Origin of the sequence: Acidovorax sp. LjRoot38, assembly GCF_964252975.1 — a bacterium.
Classification (GTDB): domain Bacteria; phylum Pseudomonadota; class Gammaproteobacteria; order Burkholderiales; family Burkholderiaceae_C; genus Acidovorax; species Acidovorax facilis.
Genome location: NZ_CAXUPT020000002.1, coordinates 453,125 through 476,841 on the forward strand (window position 1 = coordinate 453,125; position 23,717 = coordinate 476,841).

The following is a 23,717-nucleotide window of genomic DNA, read 5'->3' on the forward strand; positions in this document are numbered from 1 at the left end:
AAGGAACACGTCCATGACCCCCCTCGGCCTCCAGCTGCTGCACGCGCTCAAAACCCATGGCGCGCGCGAAATCTTCGGCATCCCCGGCGACTTCATCCTCCCCCTGTTCAAGCAGATCGAGGAGAGCGGCATCCTGCCCCTGGTCACGCTCAGCCACGAGCCCTCGCTGGGCTTTGCCGCCGATGCCGCCGCGCGCATGCACTGCGGCCTGGGCGTGGTGGCCGTCACCTACGGCGCGGGCGCGCTCAACGTGGTCAACGCCGTGGCGGGGGCCTATGCCGAGCGCTCGCCGCTGGTGGTGCTGGCCGGCTGCCCCGGCGAGGTCGAGGCGCACTCGGGCCTGGTGCTGCACCACCAGGTGCGCCATGTCGATTCGCAATGGCGGATCTTCCGCGAGATCACCTGCGACCAGGTGCGCCTGTCCGACCCTGCCACCGCGCCCGCCGAGCTGGCCCGCGTGCTGCGCAGCTGCCGCGAATACTCGCAGCCCGTGCTCATCGAGGTGCCGCGCGACATGACGTTGCACCCCATGGCCGAGGTGCCCCTGCTGCCGCCCAGCCCCTTCAATGAAGCCGCCGTGGCCGAGTGCGCCGACGAATGGATGGCCCGCATCCAGGCAGCCCAGCGCCCCGTGCTGGTGGTGGACGTGGAGGTGCGCCGCTTTGGCCTGGAAGCCCGCGTGGCCGAACTCGCGCGGCGCCTGCAGCTGCCGGTGCTCACCACCTTCATGGGCCGGGGCCTGCTGGCGGAGGAGGGCGTGCACTCCGGCGTACAGCTGCACGGCACCTACCTGGGCGTGGCGGGCGCGCCCGAGACCAGCGCGCTGCTCGACGACTCCGACCTGCCCGTGATGCTGGGTGCCATCCTGTCGGACAGCAACTTTGGTGTGAGCGCCCAGCGCATGGACTTTCGCCGCGCGCTCATCACCGCGCACCGCGAGGCGCGCGTGGGCCACCACCTGTACCCGAACATCCCGCTGGCCGCGCTGGTGGAAGCGCTGCTGGCCCGCGCCCCGGCCGCAGGCGCCAAGCCGCCGCGCGCCCTGCCGCCCCCGCCCACTTGCCCCGAAGGCCTGGTGGCCGACGATGCGCCCGTGTGTGCGGCCGACCTCTCCCGCGCGCTCAACGACCGCATCCGCGCGCACGGCCCCATGAACATCGTCGCGGACATTGGCGACTGCCTGTTTGCTGCGATGGAGCTGCTGCCCACCCCGCTGGTGGCGCCGGGCTACTACGCGTCCATGGGCTTCGGCGTGCCGGCCGGCATCGGTGCGCAGGTGGCCACGGGCCAGCGCAGCCTGATCCTGGTGGGCGACGGCGCCTTTCAAATGACGGGCTGGGAGCTGGGCAACTGCCCTCGCCTGGGGCTGGACCCCATCGCCATCGTGCTCAACAACCAGACCTGGGAAATGATCCGCGCCTTCCAGACCGAATCGCGCTGCGCCGCCCTGGGCGACTGGCACCTGGCCCAGGCCGCCGATGCGCTGGGCGGGCGCGGCCACCGGGTGCACACGCGGGCGCAGTTCAAGGCGGCGCTCGATGCCGCGTTTGCCGAGCGCGGTCGCTTTCAGCTCATCGAGTTGATGGTGCCACCGGGCGACAGCACGCCCACGCTGCGGCGTTTTTCAGAAGGCATCCGGGCCCTGCGGGCGCGGGCGGCGTCGGGCGCCTGAGCGCGAAGGATCTGTTCACGTAGGCCCGCACGCATCGCATCGCGGGGCAGCAAAGCGCGGCAGCGGGGCTACCCCGCGCGCACCACGCGCAGCACGTCTGCCCCGTACGCCTCCAGCTTTTTCGCCCCCATCCCGCTGATGCCCTGCAGGTCGTCGAGCGTGCCGGGGTTGCGCTCGGCAATCGCGGCCAAAGTGGCATCGTGAAAGATCACATACGCAGGCAGGTTGTGCTCGCGTGCCACCTCGGCGCGCCAGGCCTTGAGGTTGATGAAACGCACCTGCGCATCGGGGCCAAGATTGGCGGCCGCGGCGGGCGGCGCGCTGCCCGTGCCCTTGCGGGTGCGCGTGCGCTTGGCCGGTGCGGATGACACCGACTCGCGCAACTGCACCGGCACCTCGCCCTTGAGCACCGCGCGCGAACCCTCGGTGAGGCACAGCGTGTCAAAGCTGTGGCCGCTGTCCAGCATCACCTTCTGCAGGCCTAACGCGCCGGTGGCGATCAGCTGGCGCAGCACGCCGCGCAGCTGGGGCTCGGTCAGGTCCGCGCCGATGCCGAAGGTGGAGATTTTTTCGTGCCCGAACTGCGCGACCTTCTCGGTCTTCTTGCCGCGCAGGATGTCCATGATGTGCCCCGTGCCAAAGCTGATGCCGCTGGCCTGGTTCACGCGGTAGATGGTGGAGAGCAGCTTGCGTGCCGCATCCGTGGCGTCCCACACCGCCGGTGGGTTCAGGCAGTTGTCGCAGTTTCCGCAGGGTGTGGACTGCTCTCCAAAGTACGCCAGCAGCCGCACGCGTCGGCAGTCGGTGGCCTCGGCCAGCGCCAGCAGCGCGTCGAGCTTGCCGCGCAGCGCCTGCTTGAACTCCTCGCCGGCCGGGCTTTCGTCGATCATGCGGCGCTGGTTGACCACGTCGTTCAGGCCGTAGGCCATCCAGGCATCGGCGTTCAGTCCGTCGCGGCCCGCGCGGCCCGTTTCCTGGTAGTAGCCTTCGATGTTCTTGGGCATGTCCACATGGGCCACAAAACGCACATCCGGCTTGTCGATGCCCATGCCGAACGCGATGGTGGCCACCATCACGATGCCTTCCTCGCGCAGGAAGCGATCCTGGTTCTTCTGACGCACTTTCGTGTCCAGACCCGCGTGGTAGGGCAGGGCGGTGATGCCCGCGTCGCTCAGCGTGGTGGCCAGCTCTTCCACGCGCTTGCGCGACTGGCAATACACCACGCCCGCCTCGCCCGCATGCTCGCGCTCGATGAAGCGCAGCAGCTGCGTGGTGACGTCCTTCTTTTCCTCGATGCGGTAGCGGATGTTGGGCCGGTCAAAGCTGCTGATGAACAGCCGCGCATCCTCCAGCTGCAGCCGCTCGACGATGTCCTCGCGCGTGAGCGCATCGGCCGTGGCGGTGAGCGCAATGCGCGGTACTTGCGGGTAACGCTCGTGCAGCAGCGTGAGCGCGCGGTATTCGGGGCGGAAATCGTGGCCCCACTGGCTGACGCAGTGTGCTTCGTCGATGGCGAACAGGCTCAGGTGGCCGCCGCTGTACAGGCTGTCGAGCAGGCCCAGGAAACGGGGCGTGTTCAGCCGCTCGGGCGCGGCATACAGCAGCGTGAGGTCGCCGGTCTGCAGGCGCAGCTCCACGTCCTGGGTCTCGTCGTAGCTCAGCGTCGAGTTCAGGAACGCCGCATCCACCCCCGCCTCGTGCAGCGCGCCCACCTGGTCGTGCATCAGCGCGATCAGCGGCGAAATCACGATGGTCACCCCGCGCCCCTGCTGCTGGCGCACGATGGCCGGCACCTGGTAGCACAGCGACTTGCCTCCGCCCGTGGGCATCAGCACCAGCGCGTCGCCGCCGCCAATCACATGCTCGACGATGGCTTGCTGCGGGCCGCGGAACTGTTCGTAGCCGAAGACATCCTGCAAGACAGACTGGGCAGGGGACAACACGGAAGACGGGCGAGACACCAAGCGAATACTCTGAAAATGAGAGCGCCCCACGCTGGACCCACCTGCGCTGGACGCCAATAAAGCCAAAAATTTGTGTGCGGGCCCGTGCGACGAACCGTGCGATGCAAGGCCCGTATTGTGCGCTGCGGGCCTGCGCCGCTGGTTGGGGGTCAGCGCAGCGCGCGGACAGCGCTTTCGATCACCTCAGGCGGGATGGCGGCAAAGCCCAGCCGCCATCCCGCGATGGGAGGCGCTGCATGGTAGAGCTCGCTGAGGCTGGGGGTTGCAATGCCGCGCGCCAGCGCGCGGCGCGTTTGCTGCTGCTCGCTGCCCTCGGTCAGCCGCACGGCCATCTGCAGCCCGCCCCGGCTGTCCAGGGGCGCGGCCCAGGGCAGGTGGGTGTGCAGCGCCTGCAGCAGGGCGTCGCGCCGGCTGCGGTAGAGCTGGCGCATCAGCCGCAGGTGGGCCGCAAAGTGGCCCTGGTCCATGAAGTCGGCCGCCACCGCCTGCATGGGCTGCGAAGGGTGGCCGTCGTAGATGGTGCGGGCGGTCACCAGAGGCTTTACCAGCGGTTCGGGCAGCACCATGTAGGCCAGCCGCACCGAAGGAAACAAGGACTTCGAGAACGTGCCGATGTAGAGCACGCGACCGTGCGCGTCGAGGCCCTGCAAGGCGGGCGTGGGCTGGTGGTCGTAGAGGAATTCGCTGTCGTAGTCGTCCTCGATCAGCCAGGCCCCCGTGGCCTGTGCGTGGTCGATGAAGGCCAGGCGGCGCTGCAGGGACATGGCGCGCCCGGTGGGGAACTGGTGCGATGGCGTGAGGTAGATCAGGCGTGGCGGCGTCTGGGTGGGCACCAGCTGGGCGCCTTCGCCGTCCAGCGGCATGTCCACCACCTGGGCCCCGCTGGCGTGGAACGCGGTGCGCGCGCCTGCGTAGCCCGGGTCCTCCATCCAGACGGTATCGCCTTCGTCCAGCAGCGTCGCGGCCAGCAGCTGCAGGGCCTGTTGCGAGCTGGTCAGCACCAGCACCTGGCCCGCATGGCAACGCACGCCGCGCGACTGCGCGAGGTAGCGCGCGATGGCCTCGCGCAGTGCGGGCAGGCCTTGGGGGTCGCCGTAGAACAGCAGGGGCCCAGCGTCCTGGCGCAGGCGGCGCTGCATCAGCTGGCGCCACAGATCGACCGGGAAGGCCCCAAGGTCCGGGCTGCCCGCCACGAACGCGCGGGCGCGGTCGGGCTCGGCGCAACCGCCGGTATCGACCATGCGCTGCCCGCGCCGCGACAGCGCGGGCAGTGCCGCCGCCGGGGCCATACGGCCCGCCCGGGACCGCGCCGCCCCGGCACGCTGCATGTCGATGGCCACGAAGCTGCCCTGGCCGACATGCCGGTGCAGGTAGCCCTCGGTTTCCAGCTGGGCGTAGGCCGCCTCCACCGTGACCCGTGAAAGACCCAGGTCGCGCGCCAGATCGCGGGTGGAGGGCAGGCGTTCGCCCAACACGGCCTGGCCGGTGCGCACGGCCTCGCGCAGCGCCGCGCACAGGCGCTCGCGGCGGCCGCCTCCGTGGGCGTCCTCCAGCAGCGTGAGCAACAGCCGTGGTTTCATCGGTAATTGGTCTTATTTGTGACGGATGATTGGCATTATCAATCAGGCCAAATCGTCGGACACTTCATCCCATCGCAACACCACACAGCCACACGAGAGGACTTTTCCATGACCCACGCCGCCCCCGTCTCCGCACCCGCCTCCGCTGTCCTGGCGTTCCCCGCGCCCAGCCCCGAGCAGTCGCGGGACTTCATGGCCGCCAAGCTCAGCTACCACGCCGATGCCTGGGACGTGGCCGAAGACCTGCGCAACGGCATCGACGCCATCGTGGTGGTCGACACCCGCTCCACGGCGCATTACGAACAGGGCCATGTGCCGGGCGCCATCAGCTTTCCCCACCGCACCATGGACGAGCAGAGCACGGCGCACCTTGACCGCAGCAAGGTCTACGTCACGTATTGCGACGGTATCGGCTGCAACGGCTCGACCCGGGGCGCGTACAAGTTGGCGCGGCTGGGCTTCACGGTCAAGGAGATGCTGGGCGGGCTGGACTTCTGGATCCGCGACGGCCAGCCTGTGGCCACCGGCCCGGAGCGCGGCGCCATGCCGTCGGCCGGCCCCGCCATCGAGTGCGCATGCTGAGCCATCCGCCGCATCGCACCGGCTGGACCCTGCGCGCCGCAGGCGCCGCTGACGCGCCCGCGCTGGCCGACCTGTGCGCCGCCCACGCGGCGTACGAGCGCATCCCGTACAGCGCCGACGGCCATGCCCACCGGCTGGCCCAGGGGCTGGAGGCGGGGCGGTTGTTCGCCTGGCTGGGCTATTGGGGTGAGCAGGCAGTGGGATATGCCAGCGCCACGCTGGACTATTCGACTCTCGCCGCGCGCTCTTACCTGCATCTGGACTGCCTGTACCTGGAGCCTGAAGCGCGTGGCTGCGGCCGGGGCGCAGAGATGATGGCCGCTGTGCAGCACCGCGCCCAAATGCTGGGCTGCGAGGCGATGCAGTGGCAGACGCCCGTGTGGAACGAGGGCGCCATCCGTTTCTATGACCGCCTGGGGGCAACGCGACTTGCCAAGCAACGCTACACGCTCGTGTGTGGGTGAGAAAGCCCCTGGGCCACCGGCAGCCCCAGGGGGCTTTCTACAATCGGGGGATGAAAACGCTTGCCTACACGCGCGCCGCGCAACTGCCCGACATCCTCGCCCAACGCATCGTCATCCTGGACGGCGCCATGGGCACCATGATCCAGCGCTTCAAGCTGGGCGAGGCGCAGTACCGGGGCGAAGGCTACAACGGCCCGGATGGGGCGGGCGACCGGTTCAAGGACTTCCCGCGTGACGTGAAGGGCAACAACGAGTTGCTCAGCATCACCCGGCCCGATGTGATCCGCGACATCCACGAGCGCTACCTGGCTGCAGGCGCCGACCTGATCGAGACCAACACCTTCGGCGCGACAACCATCGCGCAGGAGGACTACAAGATGGCCCACCTGGCGCGCGAGATGAATTTGAAATCTGCCCAGCTGGCCCGCGCCGCCTGTGACAAGTACAGCACGCCCGACAAGCCCCGCTTTGTCGCAGGCGCCCTCGGCCCCACGCCCAAGACGGCCAGCATCAGCCCCGACGTGAACGACCCCGGCGCGCGCAATGTGGACTTCGAGCAGCTGCGCGCCGCTTACTACGAGCAGGTGGAAGCGCTGGTCGAGGGCGGCTCCGACGTGCTGCTGGTCGAGACGATCTTCGACACGCTCAACGCCAAGGCCGCGCTGTTCGCCATCGACGAGTTCTTTGAAAACAGCGGCGAGCGCCTGCCGCTCATCATCAGCGGCACCGTCACCGATGCCTCGGGCCGCATCCTCTCGGGCCAGACGGTCACGGCCTTCTGGCACAGCGTGCGCCATTCCCGCCCGCTGGCCATAGGCCTGAACTGCGCCTTGGGTGCCACGCTGATGCGCCCCTACATCCAGGAGCTGAACCGCGTGGCCGAGGACACCTTCATCAGCTGCTATCCCAACGCCGGCCTGCCCAACCCCATGAGCGACACCGGCTTTGACGAAACGCCAGAAATCACCAGCCGCCTGGTGCATGAGTTCGCGGCCGAGGGGCTGGTCAACATTCTGGGCGGCTGCTGTGGCACCACGCCGGACCACATCGGCGCCATCGCCAAGGCAGTCGAGAACGTGCCCACCCGCAAGATGTTCTACCCAGCAGAAGCCTAGAGTAGCTGCCCCCCTGAGTCGCCTGCGGCGCCTTCCCCCAAGGGGGACGCCGCCAGCGCGGCGGGGCGGCCCTTGCGCGGCGGCCTTTGGTCTGGGCCGCGCCGGTTTCGCGCGCTGCGGGTTTTGCAACGCCCACCCAAGGGTGAGAGATTCGCGCTGAATGAACGGTTTGTAGGAAAATTGGTACCTGGCGCTTGATGGTCAAGCGTCAGGTGCTATCTAATTAATAGCAATTGTTGCCGCTCTGAAGTGCGGCAACGCAGTGCCGTTCCAGGCAGCCCACCATGATCGACAACGCTATCTTGCCCGCCGACACGGCACCTGCCGACGAGGCTGCTCAAAAAGCCGCCGCCCACGCCGCGCTCAAGCTCGAAAAGCGCCTGGTGCGCCAGGTCGCGCAGGCCATCACTGACTTCGGCCTCATCGAAGACGGTGACAAGGTCATGGTGTGCGTGTCGGGCGGCAAGGACAGCTACGGCCTGCTCGACGTGCTGCGTATGCTGCAGCAGCGCAACGGCCACAAGTTCGAGCTGATCGCCGTCAACCTCGACCAGAAGCAGCCCGGCTTTCCGGCCCATGTGCTGCCTGAATACCTGACCCAGGTGGGCGTTCCCTTCCACATCGAAACGCAGGACACCTACAGCGTCGTCAAGGAGCACATCCCCGAGGGCAAAACCATGTGCAGCCTCTGCAGCCGCCTGCGCCGGGGCATCCTGTACCGCGTGGCCGACGAACTGGGCTGCACAAAAATCGCGCTCGGCCACCACCGTGACGACATGCTGCAGACCTTCTTTTTGAACATGTTCTTCGGCGGCAAGCTCAAGGGCATGCCGCCCAAGGTGCAAAGCGACCGCGGCGACCACCTCATCATCCGCCCGCTGGCCTACGTGGCCGAGGACGACCTGGCACGCTGGGCGCAGATCCAGCAATTCCCCATCATCCCCTGCACGCTGTGCGGCAGCCAGGAGAACCTGCAGCGCAAGCAGATCGGCCAGATGCTGCGCGACTGGCAGCAGCTCTACCCGGGCCGCATCGAGAACATGGCCGTGGCCCTGCGCAACCTGGTGCCTTCGCACTTCATGGACCCGCGCCAGTTCGACTTCAAGGGGTTGGTACCCAACGGCGTGGCCGACGCCGATGGTGACAAGGCCTTTGACGCCGAAGAACTGCCTGCGCAGGCCGTGGGCATGCTCGCGGGCCTGCCCCTGATGCCCCGCTGAACCCGACCCCCGACGATTTTTAGATTGGGCCACCACATGACCACCCTCAAAGCCCCCGAACTGCTCCTGCCCGCTGGCTCGCTCGACAAAATGCGCGCCGCCTACGACTTTGGTGCCGACGCCGTGTACGCAGGCCAGCCGCGCTACAGCCTGCGCGCCCGCAACAACGAGTTCCGCCTGGAGCAGATCAAGCAAGGCATTGACGAGGCGCACGCACGCGGCAAGAAGTTCTTCGTGACCAGCAACCTGATTGCACACAACGACAAGATCCGCACCTACCTGCGCGACATCGAGCCCGTGATCGACTGCAAGCCCGACGCCCTCATCATGGCCGACGCGGGTCTGATCATGATGGTCAAGGAAAAGTGGCCCGAGCAGGTGGTGCACCTCTCGGTGCAGGCCAACACCACCAACTGGGCGGCGGTGAAGTTCTGGCAGAAGATGGGTGTGGAGCGCATCATCCTCTCGCGCGAACTCAGCCTGGACGAGATCGAAAAAATCCGCCAGGAATGCCCCGACATGGAGCTGGAAGTGTTCGTGCACGGCGCGCTGTGCATCGCGTACTCGGGCCGCTGCCTGCTCAGCGGCTACTTCAACCACCGCGACCCCAACCAGGGCACCTGCACCAACGCCTGCCGCTGGAACTACGCCACGCACGACGCCGACATCGACCCCACCACGGGCGAAGCCATTGCGCAGAAGATGGAAGGCGACTTCAACTTCGAAGCCGCGCAGCAAAAGGCCGAGCAGGCCTTCGCATCGACCACCGGCAACGGCGAGCGCCACCCCAAGGCCGACAAGGTCTACCTGATCGAAGAGGCCGGCCGCCCCGGGCAGATGATGCCCATCATGGAAGACGAGCACGGCACGTACATCATGAACAGCAAGGACCTGCGCGCGGTGGAGCACGTGGCGCGCCTGGCGCAGATCGGCGTGGATTCGCTCAAGATCGAAGGCCGCACCAAGAGCCTGTACTACGTGGCCCGCACCGCCCAGGTCTACCGCCGCGCGATTGACGATGCCGTGGCCGGTCGCCCCTTCAACCCCGAGCTGCTGATCGAGCTGGAAGGCTTGTCCAACCGCGGCTACACCGGCGGCCTGCTGGAGCGCCGCCCCAGCAACGACTACCAGAACTACATCAGCGGCCACTCCGCCACGCAGCGCAGCCAGTACGTGGGCGAGGTGCTGGGAGCTGAAGGTCAGGCGGAAGTGGGCCTGCAAGGCGACTGGGTGCAGGTCGAAACCAAGAACCACTTTGCCGTGGGAGACCTGATCGAAGTAGTACACCCCAGTGGCAACACTACGGTGCGCCTGCAAGAGATGCGCAACGTGGAAGGCCAGCCCGTGCAGGTCGCCCAGGGCAGCCCCGTGCGTGTGTGGCTCCCACTGCCTGCGCGCTACAGCGGCGCGCTGCTGGCGCGGGTGGTGGAGGCGGAGCCTGCTTTGGCCGCGTGAGCGGTGCGTCCGTCACTCTCCTTCGAGCGCACGGTCAGTGGCCTCTACGAGGCCCTTCAGGAACCGAATCGCTTTCTCCAAGTCGTCGCGTTTGACCAGGTGTGGCGCTGGCGCTCCAGTGGAAACCGGTTTCGAGCGATGGACCGCATCACCCCGGCGGCCGATGAGTTCATCGAGCGTTTTCTTTGCGGTAGCCGGATCGTAGTGCAGCCACTTCCAGCCAGCGCAGACATCGACTTGCAAATAGTCGAGGAACAGTTTGCGCGTCTTCTCTGAATTTGGGTTGTGGAAGCGCTTCAATTCCTCATTGAGCTTGTTGTTGACAAAGGTGCCGATTGGGCTGCCGTTCACCGCCTTGAGCCTCGCGGCTACAGCCTCGAGCGCTCTATCTTCAACGTACGTCTCCCAAGCTGTGAGAGCCATGACAAGGCCCGCCCGTTTTAAGACTTCGGCAGTTTCCGCGTTCTGCTTATGAAGGGTGTCGAAATGAGCAAGAAGCGTATTTGCGTCTTCGATTGAGCTTAGGAAAATATTTGAGGCGCGGGACATATCGGGTGTTGTTCTGTGATGCCTGAATATATGTAGTCGCACCCAATGCTATGCGACCATCAATGGTCCTCGATGCGGTATGTAGCAATAGCGCGAGATGTTAGGTGAGTTTCAGCGAAAGTCGGCAGATCAGACGATCTGCCACTGTCATCCCAAACAGAAATCACGCACTCAATAAACGCACGACAAGGATGCGCGCTGTCTGCAAACACATCCGCTCTGACCAATACTCCCAGCGGCCCCACCCTCTGCGGTTTCCACGATAGAACCGACAGATCCTTGCGCTCTACCAAGGGCCGTAAAAGACTCGCTGGCACGCAGACCAGCATGTCACTTTCCGCCAGCATGGCGTAGATGATTTCCGTCGAGCGGCTCGACACGCGACACAGTTCCGGAACCCCGCCCAAATCGTCGAACAGGCTATCCACCTGTTGTGGGCCCAGCCCTGTGAGTGGCGGGCTCAGCCAGCGTTGTGACAGCAGCTCGGCGGCCGTGACGGTTGTCTGTTGAGCCAGCGGGTGGCCTGGGCGGCAGGCAATGACGAATTCATCCGGCAGCGCGGCATGAAACTCAAACCCTTGCGGCAGCGGGGTCGGTTCGCGGCAGATCGCCAGGTCCAGGCTTCCTTCCTGGATGCTCTCCAGCAGGTTGTCGATGGTGACTTCGTGCACATCGATGGCGGCGCTGGGGTGCAGGGCGCAATAGACCGGGATGGCGGCCGTCAGCAACCCGTTGATGCCCGCCGCGATGCTGCCGATGCGGATCAGCGCGGACGCTGCCCCTTGCTGCATCAGCGCCGCGTTGCCAGCAGCCGCTTGCAGGGGCACCAGCGAAGCGCGCAGCAGTGGCAGAACCGCCTCACCCAGGCGGGTCAAGCGCATGCCCTTGGCGTGCCTTTCAAAGAGGGCGCCGCCCATAGAACTCTCCAGCTCCGCCAGCGCATGCGTCGCTGCGGGCTGGCTCAGGCCAATGGCAGAGGCCGCGCGGTGCAGGCTTTGCAAATCGGCAATCGCAATCGCCAACTGCAGGTGCTTGAGGCGCACACGGCCCAGGATGCGATTGAACAGGACGGAGGGCGTCAGGTCTGGCATGGGGTATTCAAAATTTGAATCATGTTGAAAAAGAAGCATTGGCCCTGTGTTGCCTGCTGTGCAACCATCGCTTGCCTTCGGTTGGGCGCGAGCCTGCCCTGGGGTCATTCAACTAACGAATCTTATTCCCGTACCGTGTGCAAGCCAGTGCGCAGGAACTCAGGAGACAAAACTTCATGCCGTCATTGCAGCGCCCCACCTTGGGCGAGATCACCTCGCGCCCGTCCCGTTTCCTCATCGCCCCGGTGATGGCGGCCATCTTCGCCATGGGCCAGGCCAACGCCGCCGATACCCTCGACACCGCGTGCAAGACCACGGCCGAGTGCCAGGCGCAGGTGGCCAAGATCCAGGGGGTGGTCAAAGGGGAAGCCACCAGCGCCTTGGCAAAGTCGCAAGACACGTTCTACTGGTTCGGCCGCATCAACATGGCATCGACCGTGGTGAATGTGGAGCAAGGCATCATCCCCAAGGCCCAGGCCGGTCGCATCGCGCGCGGCGTTGAGCATTCGATCACCCAGGCCACTACGCCGGGTGGCAAGCGCCCCACCGATGTGCTGCAGGTCGAGAAGATCATCACGGATACCGTGGGCCCCGAGGCAACGCTGATCCACACCGGGCGCAGCCGCCAGGACATCCATTCCACCTTGAATGCCGCGCAGTTGCGCCTGGAGATGCTGGACTTTGCCGATGCGCTGGACCAGGTGCGCGCACGGCTCATCAACACGGCGCAGGCCCACACCGCCACCTATGTGCCCGCCTACACCAATGGCGTGCAGGCCATGCCCATCAGCTATGGGCACTACCTGATGGCCTGGGCCGACTCGTTCGCGCGCGACTCGGCGCGCATTCGCGAGGCCTACGCCCGCATCAACCTCAGCCCCATGGGCACGGCGGTGCTGTCCAACTCCAGCTGGGGCATCAACCGCGAGCGCCTGGCGCAGTTGCTGGGGTTCGACGGTCTCATCGTGAATTCGCTGGATGCAGGGCAGATCAGCACCTACGACATCCCCATCGAAGCCACGTCCATCGCCAGCTCCACCGCCATCCGCGTGGGGGCCTTCATGCAGGATGTGCACACCCAGTACCACCAGACGCGGCCTTGGCTGCTGCTGGCCAGCGGCAAGACCTACACCAGCAGCGCCATGCCGCAAAAGGCCAACCCCGGCATCATCCAGAACACGCGGGCCAAGGCCAGCGATGTGGTGGCCTCAGCCCAGGCGTCGCTGTGGCGGGCGCATAACGTCACGCCCGGCATGATCGACTACAAGAACACCTGGAGCCCGGCCAGCGCCAAGACCTTTGTGCAGGGCGTGGAGATGCTGCAGCAGTTTGCCGATGTGCTGGACTCATTGCGCATCGACCCCGCACGCGCGTTGGACGAACTCGAATCCGAGTGGACCACCTCGATGGAGCTGGCCGAAGCGCTGCAACGCAGCCATGGCGTGCCGTTCCGGGTGGGGCACCACTTTGCGTCGGATGTGGTGCTGTTTGCCAAGGAGCGCAACATTCGCCCCAAGGATTTTCCGTACGCCGAAGCCGTGCGCATCTACCGCGAAGCGGGCAAGAAATACGACCTCAAGGACCAGCGTCTGCCCCTGGGTGAAGCCGCATTCCGCCGCGCTTTGTCTCCCGCAGACATGGTGACCACCCGCACCGGCACAGGCGGGCCGCAGCCGCAGGAGGTCACGCGCATGGCGACCGTTGCCAAGGACACCCTGGCCAAAGACCGCGTGTGGTCGGGCGAAGCGCGGCAGCGGCTCCTGGCGGCTGAGGCTGCTTTGAATGCGGCGTTTGAGGGTGTGAAGTCGTTGCCTTGAGTGTGGGCTCGCGGGCTGTGTGCTTCAGACAGGCCGACGGGCCCGACCGGAGTGGGTCTCCCGGGCGGGCGATACTGACGCCCATCGCGAAGGGAGTCAACACACATGAGCACAACATCGAAAGCCCAGCAACGCTTCCGAGTTCCCGCCGCGTTAGCGGTCGCCATAGCGGCTGCGGCGGTTGCCGCGCTGACGGGCGCCAGCGCGTGGGCCCAGGCCCCGGCTGTAGCACCCGCCAAGCAGCGCTATGTGCAAGGCTCGTGGGTCAACCTGCGCGAGTCGGCTCAATCCCAGGCCCGCATCGTCGCCCAAGTACCCGCCAACACCGTGCTGCAACAGCTCACCGAGCGCGATGGCTGGTGCGCCGTGCTCTATGCGGGCGATGCCCGCCTGGGTCCCCCGTTGGCAGAGCCGCTCCAGGCTCACATCGCCTGCAATTTGCTGGCCGACCAGCCCCTCACCCTGGCCCAGGCGGGCAAGGATGCGGCCCGCGCCTTTTGGGTGGCACCGTCACCCAACCGCCTGCGCGCCTACGGCAACGCTCTGCCGCGTCCGCCAGCCCTGCAGCTGCCCGCGCTGGTCAAGAGCCACGCGCATGAAATGCCGGTGCAGTACCCCATGCGTCCTGAATGGGAGGCCGCCAAAAAGCTCATGCGCGCTGGCGTGGTGCTGCGGCCCGAGCAGGAGATCGACCGGGGCCGCCCCGTCAACCCGCTGGACGACCTGAAGCTGGCCACCCGTGCCGTGGACCACATTCCCGCCGTGACCCCTTTGGCCGCCAAGCCGACCTTGCCGACGATTGCCCCGTCGTACTTTCGCAGCCACACCAGCGTGGCCCTGCTGCATGAGACCGATGCCGACGGCCTGGCTGCCGTGGCGGGCGCCCGCATCAGCGTCATTCCTACCGGGGCGCCCGTGGGCCGGTTCAACCGCCACAATGGGCCTGAAATCGAATACATCACCGGCTTCTGGGACGTGGGCTCTGCCGACCAGGCCTTTGCCCCTGCGCTGACCCTCTATGCCATTACCCACCAGGGCCTGGTGGGGGCCCACACCGTGCGCCAGCGCTATTGGGACATCAGCAACGAAGACCATTACTGCGGCGGCCACTACCCCGGCCGCGGGTTCAACGACCCTGGCGAAGAAGCCCAGCCCGTGCGCGGCTATGCCAAGCTGTCCGACAGTGCCGAGGTGCTGACCCGCCTGGTGCTGCCCGGAAAGCTGCCGCCTGACGCGGTGAAGGTGAAGACCCGGCGATACGCCACGAGCTGGATGCAGCCCGCCGACCCGCCCATCCGGGACAAGCCCCAGCGCAAGAACACTGCCGTGCTGGTGCACGAGATCGACCTGGACCGCGATGGCATCGCAGACATCCTGCGCATCGACACCCCTTCGCCCGGCGGCATGAGCTTCGAGCCGATCTTTGAATGGCGCTGGTACCTCAATATCGGCGGCCAGTGGTTCCGGGCGGGGGTTTGGGTGGATGAGGAGTGCACGTGAGGCACTCTGCAAAAGGTGAGTGTTAGAACGAATCAAGCCGCAGCGCAATGATCCTGAGTAAAAGCCTGGCGTCTTGTGTCCGTCCTCTAGTCGCCGAGACAGGAATCGAGGAAGTCCCCCACCGTGTTTGGGCAAGTTCGTTTCTTGTCGGTTTGAACCGAAGATGCTTTTTGGTCACTACACGGCACGGACTTCGCCCATACGAGGAACTTTCTCCGTTGTGTGTCGCCAGTCCAAAGGGCCGCTTGTTCGAGCTGATTGATGTTTTCTACATGCCCCTCGAAGCCCACGGCGAGGACCATTTCGACATTGCAGTAATTGAACTCAACCTGCAGAAGCTGGGGAGAGATTTGGGAGAAACACCCATTCTTCCCCTTGACCACAGTGAGCGAGATTGGATGAGCTACCGAGAGATCTCGCCATTTAGAGTGCTGGGCTTTCCTAATGACCATACCTATATGGACTACGACCGCGGAGAGGTTGTGGAAGGGCTTGTCACGCTAGAGGCAAACTACATCGGACCTGCTCAGAGCCCTTGGATTCACCAGCTGACTGTGCCGAATCCTCCGCCACTATCAACGTTTTCAGGTTTTAGCGGTGGACCTGTTTTCGCGATTTCGCGCAGTCTTGGGAAACCAGCTGTCCCGGTCTTTGCAGGTATGGCACTTCAGGGAAGTATCCAGTCACGGATTGTTCGGTTTGTCGTGAGAGAGCGTGTGGAAGATATGGTTCGGGCGCGAATAACCCGAGGGTAGGGCCTAGGCTTTCGGTTGCCGCAACAACGCCGCCAACACCAGCGCCTCTGCCACCACTTCCAGCGCTTCCTCCAGCGTGGCCAGCAGCACAGGCAACTCCGGCAGCGTGGGCGCATGCGGCTGTACCTCCGGCCACTGGTCCACGCCAATTGCCGCCAACCCCACCGCGAATCCCGCCCACAGCAGGGCACGGGTGCTGCGGTGGCTCAGTGCCCGGTGCAGCCGGGCCAGCGTGACCAAACCCACCAAGGCCACCGCCAGCATCGGCACCTCGCGCACGGCGCTCCAGCGGCATGCATCCATCCATTCGTGGCAGCGGAACTTCCACAGCTCGTGCAGCATGAACTGTTCGTCCAGCGCCAGCGCGCCGAAGGCCAGCACCAGCCACACACCCAGCCGCCAGGGCAGACAGCGTTCGGCCGTGAGGCGCAGCGCGGTGACGCACAGCGTGAGCAGCAGCGCGCTCGATAGCCACGATGCGGGCGAGTTGTCGGAGCGGAATGCGCGCTCCCAGCCCGGTGAAAAGATCCACGCGCTGAACAGCAGAAATCCCGCCACCGCGCCCAGCAGGGTGGGTGCGACCCAGCGGTGAGGCGCTGGTCTGGGGCCTGGCGTGTTGTCGGACAACGGGAGGGGGGGATGCTGGGGCATGGCGGGGTTTGGAACCACGGGGTGCTGGCGTCGGGCAGGCAGGCAGGGCGATAAGATTTTGAATCAGATAGGCCGCTGGCGCTTTACTGTATTGTATTTTATGCTATCTATTTAATAGCGTATTAATGAGCTGCCGCGCTGTGGGCGGCGCGCCCTGTTCACACTGGCGGAATCGCTACAGAATCGGGCATCCCTTTGCACGTACGGTATGTCCCTCCCCATCGACCCCTCCCGCAACGCGCTTCCGCCCGTGGCCCAGTTTCTGGCCGAGGCGGCGCTGCAGCGGCAGAGCGCACTGCTGGGGCTGGACAAACCCACGCCTGCGCCCGCACCGCTGCCCACGGCCGACCCGAGCGCGCCGCCGCCCACAACCACCTCGCCCAGCCCCCCCGCTGGGCCTTTGCCCGCACCGGCCGACAAGGCCAGCATTTCAGCCCAGGCGCGCGAGCAGTTGGGCGCGGGTTTTGACCCGCGGCGCGAAGTAGCGGGTCATGCTGCCGCTTCGGGGGTGAAGGCGGGACCTGCGCCGCGTGGGCCGTTACCGCCGCTGGCGCCGCCCCCACTTCCCGTGGGGGCGCCAACGTCGGCACCCTCCGTGTCCACCCCTTCGGCGGCATCGTTGTCAGGCGTTGACTGGCCTGCCACGGGGTTGGGTGCGCCGCTGCTGCGTTTGGTGAGCGCGCTCGTGGCGCAGGTCACGGCCCAGGCCGGGGTGCCGCAGCGCGTAGTGGCCGCGCAGCCCTGGCCCATCGGCATGGCGCAGGCGCTGGAGAGTGGGGCGCTGGATGCCGACCAGCCGCCGCTGCAGACCTGGCTGGTACGTCAGGGGGTGGTGTTGACACCCGAGGGGCCGCGCGGGCTGGCGCTGACCTTGCGTGCACCGGTGCCATGGCTGGCGACGCAGGCGTCGCCCGCGACCGGTGCAGCCGCAGCACAGGCCAGCGCAAACGCCAGTGCTGCAGGCGGCGCGCTGCAGGTGCCGTTTGCCGGGGGCGGCCAGCCGCTGCAGTCGGGCGTGATGGCTTTGGTGTTGCAGGGCATGGACGCCGCCGCACCGCGCACCAGTGCGCTGCTGGTGCTGGACCTGCAGCCGCAACTGGCCGCCACGGTGTACGGCCGCGACATGCTCCAGCAGGCCACGGGCCGTCTGGACCCGTGGACGCAGATGGCCGTGCTGCAGGCCAGCGGCCAGGTGCCGCGTGAGGATGAGCGTGCGCGCAATGGCGCATCCGGCCTGTGCGAAACGGTGGGCTGCCCCTATGCCGCGCGGGCTGAATGTGTGCAGCCGTTTTGCCTGGCAATGCGCGGCGTGCTGCCGCCCGAACCGGTGGGCCCGGCGTCCAGCGCTTGATGGCAATACGGGGTGCCAAGCAAGCTCTTTGCACACCGGTCATTTGCAAGCAGTGGCCTGTGTGAGGTCAAATCCAGCCCAACCCCCTTGTTTGGTGAATCGAACGGAGAATCCAGGCCATGCGCGTGCTTCCCCTCTCCCCGTCCAATGCCTCTTTCCCCGTCAATTTTGTCCCGTTGGGCGGCACTCCGAAGGACTGCGAGGATTGCGGCAAGGCTGTGGGGCTGGGGTTTCAGTTTGACTACGCGTACCAGCCCATCGTGGACGTGGAGCGCCGTGTGGTCTTTGCGCACGAAGCACTGGTGAGGGGGCCGGGTGGCGAGGGCGCGATGACCGTGCTGGCGCAGGTCAACGACCACAACCGCTACCGCTTTGACCAGGCCTGCCGGGTCAAAGCCATCAAAGGCGCAGCAGAGCTGGGGATGGCGCAGCCGGTGTCGATCAACTTTCTGCCCAATGCGATCTACAAGCCCGAGGTGTGCATCCGCACGACCCTGGAGGCTGCCAGGGCGAACGGCTTTCCGCTCTCTCAGATCATCTTTGAGGTGACCGAGGGCGAGCGCATTGAGGACGGCCCCTGGTTTGCCCAGATCCTGCGCGAGTACAAGCGCTGCGGTTTCCAGACCGCCATTGACGACTTCGGTGCAGGCTATGCGGGCATGAAGCTGCTGTCGGATTTTCAGCCCGACATCATCAAGATCGACATGGACCTGATCCGCAACGTGGATGCCAACCGCGCCCGCCAGGCCATCGTGCGCAGTCTGGTGCGGCTGTGCGAGGAAATGGACATCAAGGTCGTCGCCGAAGGCATCGAGACACCGGCCGAGCGTGACTTTCTGTTCGATGTGGGGATACACCTGATGCAGGGCTATCTGTTTGCCAAGCCGGCTTTTCGTTCGGTGGCCACGGTGGACGCTTCGGCGTACGGCAGCGCATCGCGCTGAACGCCCTCAGGCGGTTCACGCCGTCACCACGCGGTTTCGCCCAGATTTCTTGGCGGCGTACAGCGCTGCGTCCGCCCGTGCAAAGAGGCTGCACGCGCTCTCTGCATCCCGCAAGCTGGCCGCACCAATGCTGATGGTGGTGGGCTGGCTCAGCCAGCCGGCCTGGGCCACCGCAACACGCATGCGCTGGGCGACTTCGTGGGCGCCCTGTGCATCCGTGTGGGGCAGGATCACGGCAAACTCCTCGCCGCCCACCCGGGCCACGATGTCGATGATCCTGACGCAGCCGCTGAGCACCTGCGCGATGGACCGCAGCACCTTGTCGCCAGCCTCATGGCCGAAGTTGTCGTTGATCTGCTTGAAATGGTCCACGTCCAGCATGAGCAGGCTCAGGGGCGACTGCGTGCGCTCCACCACGGCCAGTTCCAGCTCCAGGCTGTCGTCAAATGCGCGCCGGTTGCGCAGGCCGGTGAGCGGGTCGGTCCGGGCCAGCTCGTTGAGCGCCAGGTTCAGTGCGTCCACCTTCTGGATTTGTTCGACCAGCTGCTGGTTGAGCACCTCGGCGTCGCGCAATGCCCGGCGCAGCCGGATCTCGCGCATCGTGGAGTGGGCCAGTTCGACCAGGATTTCGATGTCCTTTTCCGTCCACTGCTTGGCCTTGAAATCCACTGCACAAAAGCTGCCCAGAACCTCGCCCGCTTCGGTTTTCAGGGGGATGCCTGCGTAGGCGCGCACCCCGAGCGATGCCACGGTGGGCACGTCGCGGAACACGGGCAACTGCGTGGCATCTTCCAGCACCAGGGGCCCGTCAGACACCATGGAGTAGTGGCAAAACGTCCGCCCGGTGAGCTGTCGCAGTGTGCTCAACGGCTCGCCCATGCCAAATGTGCTTTTGTAGAAGTCGCGGTGCGCGTCGAGCAACGAGATGAAGGTGACTGGAGCGCCAGTGATCGTGGAGGCCAGCCGGGTCAATCGGTCAAAGCTCTCTTCGGCGATGCTGTCGAGCAAGCCGGTTTCGCACACCGCAGCCAACCGCAGCGTGTCGGTGAGCGCCGCCTGTATCCGGGCGTCGTCGGCAGGCAGGGGAGGCGGCAATTCCGTCATGGGTGTCGTACCGGGTACCGAGTTGAGCTACCGAAAGTTACACGATCCCCTCTGGCTGCGGTGCTCTTGCGCGCAAAGACCCTCCACCCATGCCCCATCCGGGGTATTCGAAGTCCGTTTGAAGTCCCTTCGGGCGGATTCGGCGATGGGTTTTGAGGGGTTTTTTCCGTGCGGGCCACCGGGCAAGGCCAGCGCTGACACACTCGGCGTTTTGGAGACACACATGTTGATACAACTGATCTACGCGAGCCGTTCTTCGCGTGTGCTGGGGCCTGCAGACGTGAAGGACATTTTGGGGGCCTCGCAGCGCAACAACACCCGCGCCGGGATCACGGGCGCCCTGTGCCTGAACAACGGCATCTTTCTGCAACTGCTCGAAGGTGACCGGGCTGCCGTCAACGCGCTGTACCACCGCTTGCTGAAAGACGGCCGCCACCGCGACACGGCGGTCCTGGACATGAGCGAAATTCCTTGCCGGCGCTTCACCGGCTGGTCGATGGGGCTGATTGCGTCACTCGAATCCAATCGCCAGCTGTTCCTGAAATACTCGGGGACTGCAGATTTCGATCCCTACAGCATGTCTGCAGTCACCTTGCGCAGTTTCTTCGACGAGATTCTGCAGAACGTACGCTGGCTGGAATGACCTGGCGACCCACGGCCCGCAACAGGCCGTGTAGGGCGGGGCGATTGCCGGGGCTCAGTGCCTGCCACTGCGCTCCAGTATGTCTGCGTGGCGTGAACGGGTGATCGGATAGGCCACCAGCAGCGGAATGGCCAGCACCAGGCACACCGCCGGCAGGATGCCCGTCATCAGCGTGATGCCCTGCAGCGCCGTGGCGGACTGCGCCACGTTGGGCACATAGCCCGTCACGTCCAGCATGCCAGCCACCAGCACGGTGGCCAGCGTGCGTGCCAGCTTGTCCATCAGGCCGTACAGGCCGTAGTACATGCCGGTCTTGCGTTCGCCCGTTTGCATGTGGCCGTGATCGATGGTGTCGGGCACCATGGCAAAAGGCACGATCCAGTGGGCTCCCATGCCGATACCGACCACCACCAAAATGGCGGTGACCAAGCGCTGGTCACCCGGGCCCACCCAGTACAGCGCCACCAGCCCGGCCGCGCAGAACACCAGGCCCAGGATGTAGGCCAGGTTCTTTTCCCAGCGGTCGACCACGCGCTTCCACATGAACAACGAGAGGCCCACCACGCCCAGCAGGGTGCCCATGAAGCGCGGCAGGTCGCCCTTGTCGCCCTGCAGCTGGTAGATCACGAAATACGCGAGCGAGGCCTGCACGAGCGTGAGGCCCAGGCGCACCAGCGTTGCAGCGCCCATCAGCATCAGGAAGGGGCGGTTGTGCAGCGTGGTCCGCAAGGTCTCGCGCACCGACTCCCACATTGCGGGGGTATCGGCATCCACAGGCCGCACCCCCTGTTCCGCCACACTTTCTTCCGGTTCGCGCACGCGCCAGGCCACCACGGCGACGGCTACGCCCGCGACTAGCCCGAAGCACGAGCCCGCCAGCGCATAGCCCGTGCGGGCGTCCGGGGCTGCGCGCACCAGCATCGGCATGAAAACGCTGCCCGCAAAAAAACCCAGCAGGGCGCCCATCGATGCATAGGCCGTGAGGCTGGTGCGCTCGTCGTAGTCGCGGGTCATGTTGGCAGCCATGGCCTGGTAGGGCAGCTGCACCAGGGTCATGAGCGTGTCGAACACGGTGTAGGTCAGGGCGATCCACAGGAACGCGGCCCACGGGCTGAGGCCCGGGGGCACCATCCACACCGCTGCTGCTGCGATGGCGAGCGGAGCCGCACCATAGATCAGATAGACCCGGTGGCGGCCATGGCGCGAGCGGGTGCGGTCGGTCATCCAGCCAAACAGCGGGTCGTTGATGGTGTCCCACACCTTGCCCACCAGCAGCGCCGCGCCGGCCACGGCAGGGGCCACCAGGGCCACGTCGGTGTAGAAGATCATGAGCATGAAGTTCATGGCGGCAATCTGCATCTGCAGGCCGACATTGCCGGTGGCATAGCCCAGCTTGGTGCCCAGCGAGAGCCGGGTGGCTGGGGCCGTCATGGATGCGCGGCCGAAAGAGACGCCGTCGGGCTCGCGGTGGTGGGGGCAGGGGCCATGCGGGGCGGAGCGGCCTCCAGCATCAGGCGCACCTCGCGGCGCAGCATCTTGTTGAGGAAGCTGCGCGGGATCTCTTCGACGATGCGTACATCGTCCGGCTGGTGGTCGGCGGGCAGCTTGTGCGCCAGATACTGGGCAATGTCGTGCTCCAGCGCTTGCCAGTCATGCCCGGTGCGCCAGCTCTGGCGCAGGCTCAGCACCAGCACAGCACGGGTACCGTGCTGCACCAGGCAGGCCTCCTTGACGGCGGGGTGGGTGTGCGCCACCTCTTCCACCTCGCGGGGGTTGAGCCACTGCCCGTGGCGCAATACGCGGTCGGCGCTGCGGCCCAGCACATGCAGGTAGCCAGCCGCGTCGAAATAGCCCACATCGCCCATCACCACCCAGCCGTCGCGCAGCGTCTCCTGGGTTTTTTCGGGGTCGAGCCAATAGCCGTCAAAACGCACCGGCGTCAACACGGTGATGAGGCCCATCTGGCCCAATGGCAGGGGCGCAAACTGTTCGTCGCGGATGACCACCTGCACCCCGGGCATCACCCGGCCCACGGTGGAGAGGATGTCATTGCCCAGTGGCTGGCCCTGCGCGTCCACATGCTGGTGAGGCAGCAGCCAGGTGATGGGCGGCAGCGCCTCCAGGCAGCCATAACCTTGCTGGAAGATCGGCCCGAAACGGCGGATGGCCTCGGCAATCTTGGGCGCCGGCATCATCTCGGAGCCATAGGGCACATGCGTAAGGGACGAGAGGTCGTACTGGCCCAGCATGGGCTCGTCGAGCAGGTCGATGATAGCCGAGGGCGACAGAAAGGCGCGCGAGACGCGGTGCTTCTGGATCAACGCGGCCAGCGTGGCGGCGCTGAAGTCTTCGGGCATCACGAGCGTGGCGCCCGCCAGCAGGGTGGGCAGCACCAGGCCCGAGCCAGGGCCGGTGAGGGGCAGGCCCAGCATGTTCACATCCTGGCGGCTGGCGGGGGGGCGGAAATCGATGGACTTGGAGATCAGCCGCACGCTGTCGAGGTACTTGCGGTTGCTGTAGCCGATGGACTTGGGCAGCCCCGTGGTGCCCGAGGTCATGTGCAGCGCAAAGATATCGTCTTCGTGCAGCGTGGCCTTGCCGGGGGCAGGCGCATGCTGCGCCAGTGCCTGCTCGTAGTCATCGCCCAGCGCCAGCAGGCGTATCCCGGGCAACTGCTCGCGCACGGCCCGCAGGATGGGCGCGCTCAGCAGCGGGTCGTGGATGAGCACCGCCGGCCGGACGCGGACCATGGTGGCCAGCGCCGCATCGGCCGGCAGGTGTTTGTGAAAGCTCGCGAAGATGGTGCCGTTCTCGAACGTGGCGAGCCGGGCTTCGTACTGTTCACCGGTCTCGGGCAGCAGGGTGAACACAACGTCGCCCTTCTTCACGCCCTGCGCCTGCATCCAGGCCTGCAGCCGCTGCACGCGCTCTTGCAGCTGTGCGTAGGTGAGGGTGCCACGCCGGTCGATGAGCGCGGGTTTGTGGGCATGGCGTCGGTACGCCAGGCGCGCCACCGACCGCGCCGTGCGCAGGCGGCTGAGCAGAAAGCGCACCACCAGGCTGCGCAGGGATGGAAAGGCCACGGAAGTCTCCGACAGAAGGCATGGCCAGCCAGTTTTTCATGTGCGCAGGTTGCAAGCCGCCACAATTTGTATGTACACGTATCTTGTTGTTGCTGGCGCGGCTGTGCGGTCGGTTTGGACCAGCTAACGGCACACGGCATCCCGGCACCGTCGCTGCGGCGCCACAGCGCCACAGCG

The 23,717-nt window shown here is 66.0% G+C and carries 20 protein-coding genes; 12 read left to right on the forward strand and 8 right to left on the reverse strand.

The features are described 5' to 3' along the window. Positions 1 to 13: 13 nt before the first annotated feature. A complete protein-coding gene (gene ipdC / locus ACSQ22_RS04640) occupies positions 14 to 1,672 on the forward strand; it encodes an indolepyruvate/phenylpyruvate decarboxylase (RefSeq protein ID WP_218301326.1) in 1,659 nt (552 codons plus the stop codon). A 68-nt stretch (positions 1,673 to 1,740) separates the two neighbouring features. On the opposite strand, the gene recQ is transcribed toward ipdC, so the two are convergent. Further along, entirely contained in the window at positions 1,741 to 3,612 is a 1,872-nt protein-coding gene (recQ, locus tag ACSQ22_RS04645; RefSeq protein WP_436129644.1) for a DNA helicase RecQ, read from the reverse strand. Between the two features lie 173 nt (positions 3,613 to 3,785). Beyond that, positions 3,786 to 5,216 (reverse strand): PLP-dependent aminotransferase family protein, encoded by a 1,431-nt coding sequence (locus ACSQ22_RS04650; protein WP_436129555.1) that lies wholly within the window; start codon positions 5,214 to 5,216, stop codon positions 3,786 to 3,788. A 108-nt stretch (positions 5,217 to 5,324) separates the two neighbouring features. Here ACSQ22_RS04650 and ACSQ22_RS04655 point away from each other — a divergent pair, with 108 nt between their 5' ends. From ACSQ22_RS04655 to trhP, 5 genes are all read left to right on the forward strand, one after another. After that, a complete protein-coding gene (locus tag ACSQ22_RS04655; RefSeq protein ID WP_436129556.1) occupies positions 5,325 to 5,798 on the forward strand; it encodes a rhodanese-like domain-containing protein in 474 nt (157 codons plus the stop codon). Beyond that, positions 5,792 to 6,262, forward strand: a complete 471-nt coding sequence (locus ACSQ22_RS04660; RefSeq protein WP_228896945.1) for a GNAT family N-acetyltransferase — start codon at positions 5,792 to 5,794, stop codon at positions 6,260 to 6,262. Before ACSQ22_RS04655 ends, ACSQ22_RS04660 begins: the two co-directional genes overlap by 7 nt. Positions 6,263 to 6,312: 50 nt before the next feature. Continuing rightward, positions 6,313 to 7,377, forward strand: coding sequence for a homocysteine S-methyltransferase family protein (locus tag ACSQ22_RS04665; protein ID WP_436129557.1), 1,065 nt, complete (start codon positions 6,313 to 6,315; stop codon positions 7,375 to 7,377). Positions 7,378 to 7,661: 284 nt separating this feature from the next. Then, positions 7,662 to 8,597 carry a tRNA 2-thiocytidine(32) synthetase TtcA gene (ttcA, locus tag ACSQ22_RS04670; RefSeq protein ID WP_436129558.1) on the forward strand — a complete coding sequence of 312 codons (936 nt, stop codon included), beginning with the start codon at positions 7,662 to 7,664 and terminating at the stop codon, positions 8,595 to 8,597. A gap of 36 nt (positions 8,598 to 8,633) precedes the next feature. Next, positions 8,634 to 10,052 carry a prephenate-dependent tRNA uridine(34) hydroxylase TrhP gene (trhP, locus tag ACSQ22_RS04675; RefSeq protein ID WP_436129559.1) on the forward strand — a complete coding sequence of 473 codons (1,419 nt, stop codon included), beginning with the start codon at positions 8,634 to 8,636 and terminating at the stop codon, positions 10,050 to 10,052. 12 nt (positions 10,053 to 10,064) lie between these two features. On the opposite strand, the gene ACSQ22_RS04680 is transcribed toward trhP, so the two are convergent. Continuing rightward, the gene (locus ACSQ22_RS04680; RefSeq protein WP_306555611.1) at positions 10,065 to 10,601 is read right to left on the reverse strand and encodes a HEPN domain-containing protein; all 537 of its coding nucleotides are present in this window, start codon (positions 10,599 to 10,601) and stop codon (positions 10,065 to 10,067) included. A 59-nt stretch (positions 10,602 to 10,660) separates the two neighbouring features. Further along, positions 10,661 to 11,731: a LysR family transcriptional regulator gene (locus tag ACSQ22_RS04685; RefSeq protein WP_436129560.1), complete on the reverse strand. Its 1,071-nt coding sequence runs from the start codon at positions 11,729 to 11,731 to the stop codon at positions 10,661 to 10,663. A gap of 137 nt (positions 11,732 to 11,868) precedes the next feature. Here ACSQ22_RS04685 and ACSQ22_RS04690 point away from each other — a divergent pair, with 137 nt between their 5' ends. The 3 genes from ACSQ22_RS04690 (at position 11,869) to ACSQ22_RS04700 (ending at position 15,764) form a co-directional block, all read left to right on the forward strand. Continuing rightward, entirely contained in the window at positions 11,869 to 13,509 is a 1,641-nt protein-coding gene (locus tag ACSQ22_RS04690) for an argininosuccinate lyase (RefSeq protein WP_436129561.1), read from the forward strand. Between the two features lie 105 nt (positions 13,510 to 13,614). Beyond that, entirely contained in the window at positions 13,615 to 15,009 is a 1,395-nt protein-coding gene (locus tag ACSQ22_RS04695; protein ID WP_436129562.1) for an SH3 domain-containing protein, read from the forward strand. A 245-nt stretch (positions 15,010 to 15,254) separates the two neighbouring features. Beyond that, entirely contained in the window at positions 15,255 to 15,764 is a 510-nt protein-coding gene (locus tag ACSQ22_RS04700; RefSeq protein WP_436129563.1) for a hypothetical protein, read from the forward strand. Positions 15,765 to 15,767: 3 nt separating this feature from the next. Here the strand turns inward: ACSQ22_RS04700 and ACSQ22_RS04705 are convergent, their stop codons facing one another. Beyond that, positions 15,768 to 16,415, reverse strand: coding sequence for a hypothetical protein (locus ACSQ22_RS04705; protein WP_436129564.1), 648 nt, complete (start codon positions 16,413 to 16,415; stop codon positions 15,768 to 15,770). A 208-nt stretch (positions 16,416 to 16,623) separates the two neighbouring features. Here ACSQ22_RS04705 and ACSQ22_RS04710 point away from each other — a divergent pair, with 208 nt between their 5' ends. Both ACSQ22_RS04710 and ACSQ22_RS04715 read left to right on the forward strand, forming a co-directional pair. Next, a complete protein-coding gene (locus tag ACSQ22_RS04710; protein WP_436129565.1) occupies positions 16,624 to 17,766 on the forward strand; it encodes a hypothetical protein in 1,143 nt (380 codons plus the stop codon). Positions 17,767 to 17,885: 119 nt separating this feature from the next. Beyond that, entirely contained in the window at positions 17,886 to 18,710 is an 825-nt protein-coding gene (locus ACSQ22_RS04715; RefSeq protein ID WP_436129566.1) for an EAL domain-containing protein, read from the forward strand. A gap of 15 nt (positions 18,711 to 18,725) precedes the next feature. Here the strand turns inward: ACSQ22_RS04715 and ACSQ22_RS04720 are convergent, their stop codons facing one another. Next, positions 18,726 to 19,814, reverse strand: a complete 1,089-nt coding sequence (locus tag ACSQ22_RS04720; protein WP_436129567.1) for a sensor domain-containing diguanylate cyclase — start codon at positions 19,812 to 19,814, stop codon at positions 18,726 to 18,728. Positions 19,815 to 20,037: 223 nt separating this feature from the next. Between ACSQ22_RS04720 and ACSQ22_RS04725 the strand changes: the two genes are divergently transcribed. Continuing rightward, positions 20,038 to 20,457, forward strand: coding sequence for a BLUF domain-containing protein (locus ACSQ22_RS04725; protein ID WP_055398776.1), 420 nt, complete (start codon positions 20,038 to 20,040; stop codon positions 20,455 to 20,457). Positions 20,458 to 20,511: 54 nt separating this feature from the next. On the opposite strand, the gene ACSQ22_RS04730 is transcribed toward ACSQ22_RS04725, so the two are convergent. Next, positions 20,512 to 21,888, reverse strand: a complete 1,377-nt coding sequence (locus tag ACSQ22_RS04730) for an MFS transporter (protein ID WP_436129568.1) — start codon at positions 21,886 to 21,888, stop codon at positions 20,512 to 20,514. After that, on the reverse strand, positions 21,885 to 23,540 hold the full coding sequence (locus ACSQ22_RS04735; RefSeq protein ID WP_436129569.1) for a class I adenylate-forming enzyme family protein: 1,656 nt from the start codon (positions 23,538 to 23,540) through the stop codon (positions 21,885 to 21,887). Before ACSQ22_RS04735 ends, ACSQ22_RS04730 begins: the two co-directional genes overlap by 4 nt. Positions 23,541 to 23,717 lie beyond the last annotated feature (177 nt).

What these genes read in the sequence shown, in the direction of transcription:
- trhP (WP_436129559.1), top strand. Translation starts at nt 8,634, where the DNA reads ATGACCACCCTCAAAGCCCCCGAACTGCTCCTGCCCGCTGGCTCGCTC.
- ACSQ22_RS04685 (WP_436129560.1), bottom strand. Translation starts at nt 11,731, where the DNA reads ATGCTTCTTTTTCAACATGATTCAAATTTTGAATACCCCATGCCAGAC.
- ACSQ22_RS04715 (WP_436129566.1), top strand. Translation starts at nt 17,886, where the DNA reads ATGCGCGTGCTTCCCCTCTCCCCGTCCAATGCCTCTTTCCCCGTCAAT.
- ACSQ22_RS04655 (WP_436129556.1), top strand. Translation starts at nt 5,325, where the DNA reads ATGACCCACGCCGCCCCCGTCTCCGCACCCGCCTCCGCTGTCCTGGCG.
- ACSQ22_RS04720 (WP_436129567.1), bottom strand. Translation starts at nt 19,814, where the DNA reads ATGACGGAATTGCCGCCTCCCCTGCCTGCCGACGACGCCCGGATACAG.
- ACSQ22_RS04695 (WP_436129562.1), top strand. Translation starts at nt 13,615, where the DNA reads ATGAGCACAACATCGAAAGCCCAGCAACGCTTCCGAGTTCCCGCCGCG.
- ACSQ22_RS04660 (WP_228896945.1), top strand. Translation starts at nt 5,792, where the DNA reads ATGCTGAGCCATCCGCCGCATCGCACCGGCTGGACCCTGCGCGCCGCA.
- ACSQ22_RS04705 (WP_436129564.1), bottom strand. Translation starts at nt 16,415, where the DNA reads ATGCCCCAGCATCCCCCCCTCCCGTTGTCCGACAACACGCCAGGCCCC.
- ACSQ22_RS04690 (WP_436129561.1), top strand. Translation starts at nt 11,869, where the DNA reads ATGCCGTCATTGCAGCGCCCCACCTTGGGCGAGATCACCTCGCGCCCG.
- ACSQ22_RS04665 (WP_436129557.1), top strand. Translation starts at nt 6,313, where the DNA reads ATGAAAACGCTTGCCTACACGCGCGCCGCGCAACTGCCCGACATCCTC.
- ipdC (WP_218301326.1), top strand. Translation starts at nt 14, where the DNA reads ATGACCCCCCTCGGCCTCCAGCTGCTGCACGCGCTCAAAACCCATGGC.
- ttcA (WP_436129558.1), top strand. Translation starts at nt 7,662, where the DNA reads ATGATCGACAACGCTATCTTGCCCGCCGACACGGCACCTGCCGACGAG.
- ACSQ22_RS04725 (WP_055398776.1), top strand. Translation starts at nt 20,038, where the DNA reads ATGTTGATACAACTGATCTACGCGAGCCGTTCTTCGCGTGTGCTGGGG.
- ACSQ22_RS04650 (WP_436129555.1), bottom strand. Translation starts at nt 5,216, where the DNA reads ATGAAACCACGGCTGTTGCTCACGCTGCTGGAGGACGCCCACGGAGGC.
- ACSQ22_RS04730 (WP_436129568.1), bottom strand. Translation starts at nt 21,888, where the DNA reads ATGACGGCCCCAGCCACCCGGCTCTCGCTGGGCACCAAGCTGGGCTAT.
- ACSQ22_RS04710 (WP_436129565.1), top strand. Translation starts at nt 16,624, where the DNA reads ATGTCCCTCCCCATCGACCCCTCCCGCAACGCGCTTCCGCCCGTGGCC.
- ACSQ22_RS04680 (WP_306555611.1), bottom strand. Translation starts at nt 10,601, where the DNA reads ATGTCCCGCGCCTCAAATATTTTCCTAAGCTCAATCGAAGACGCAAAT.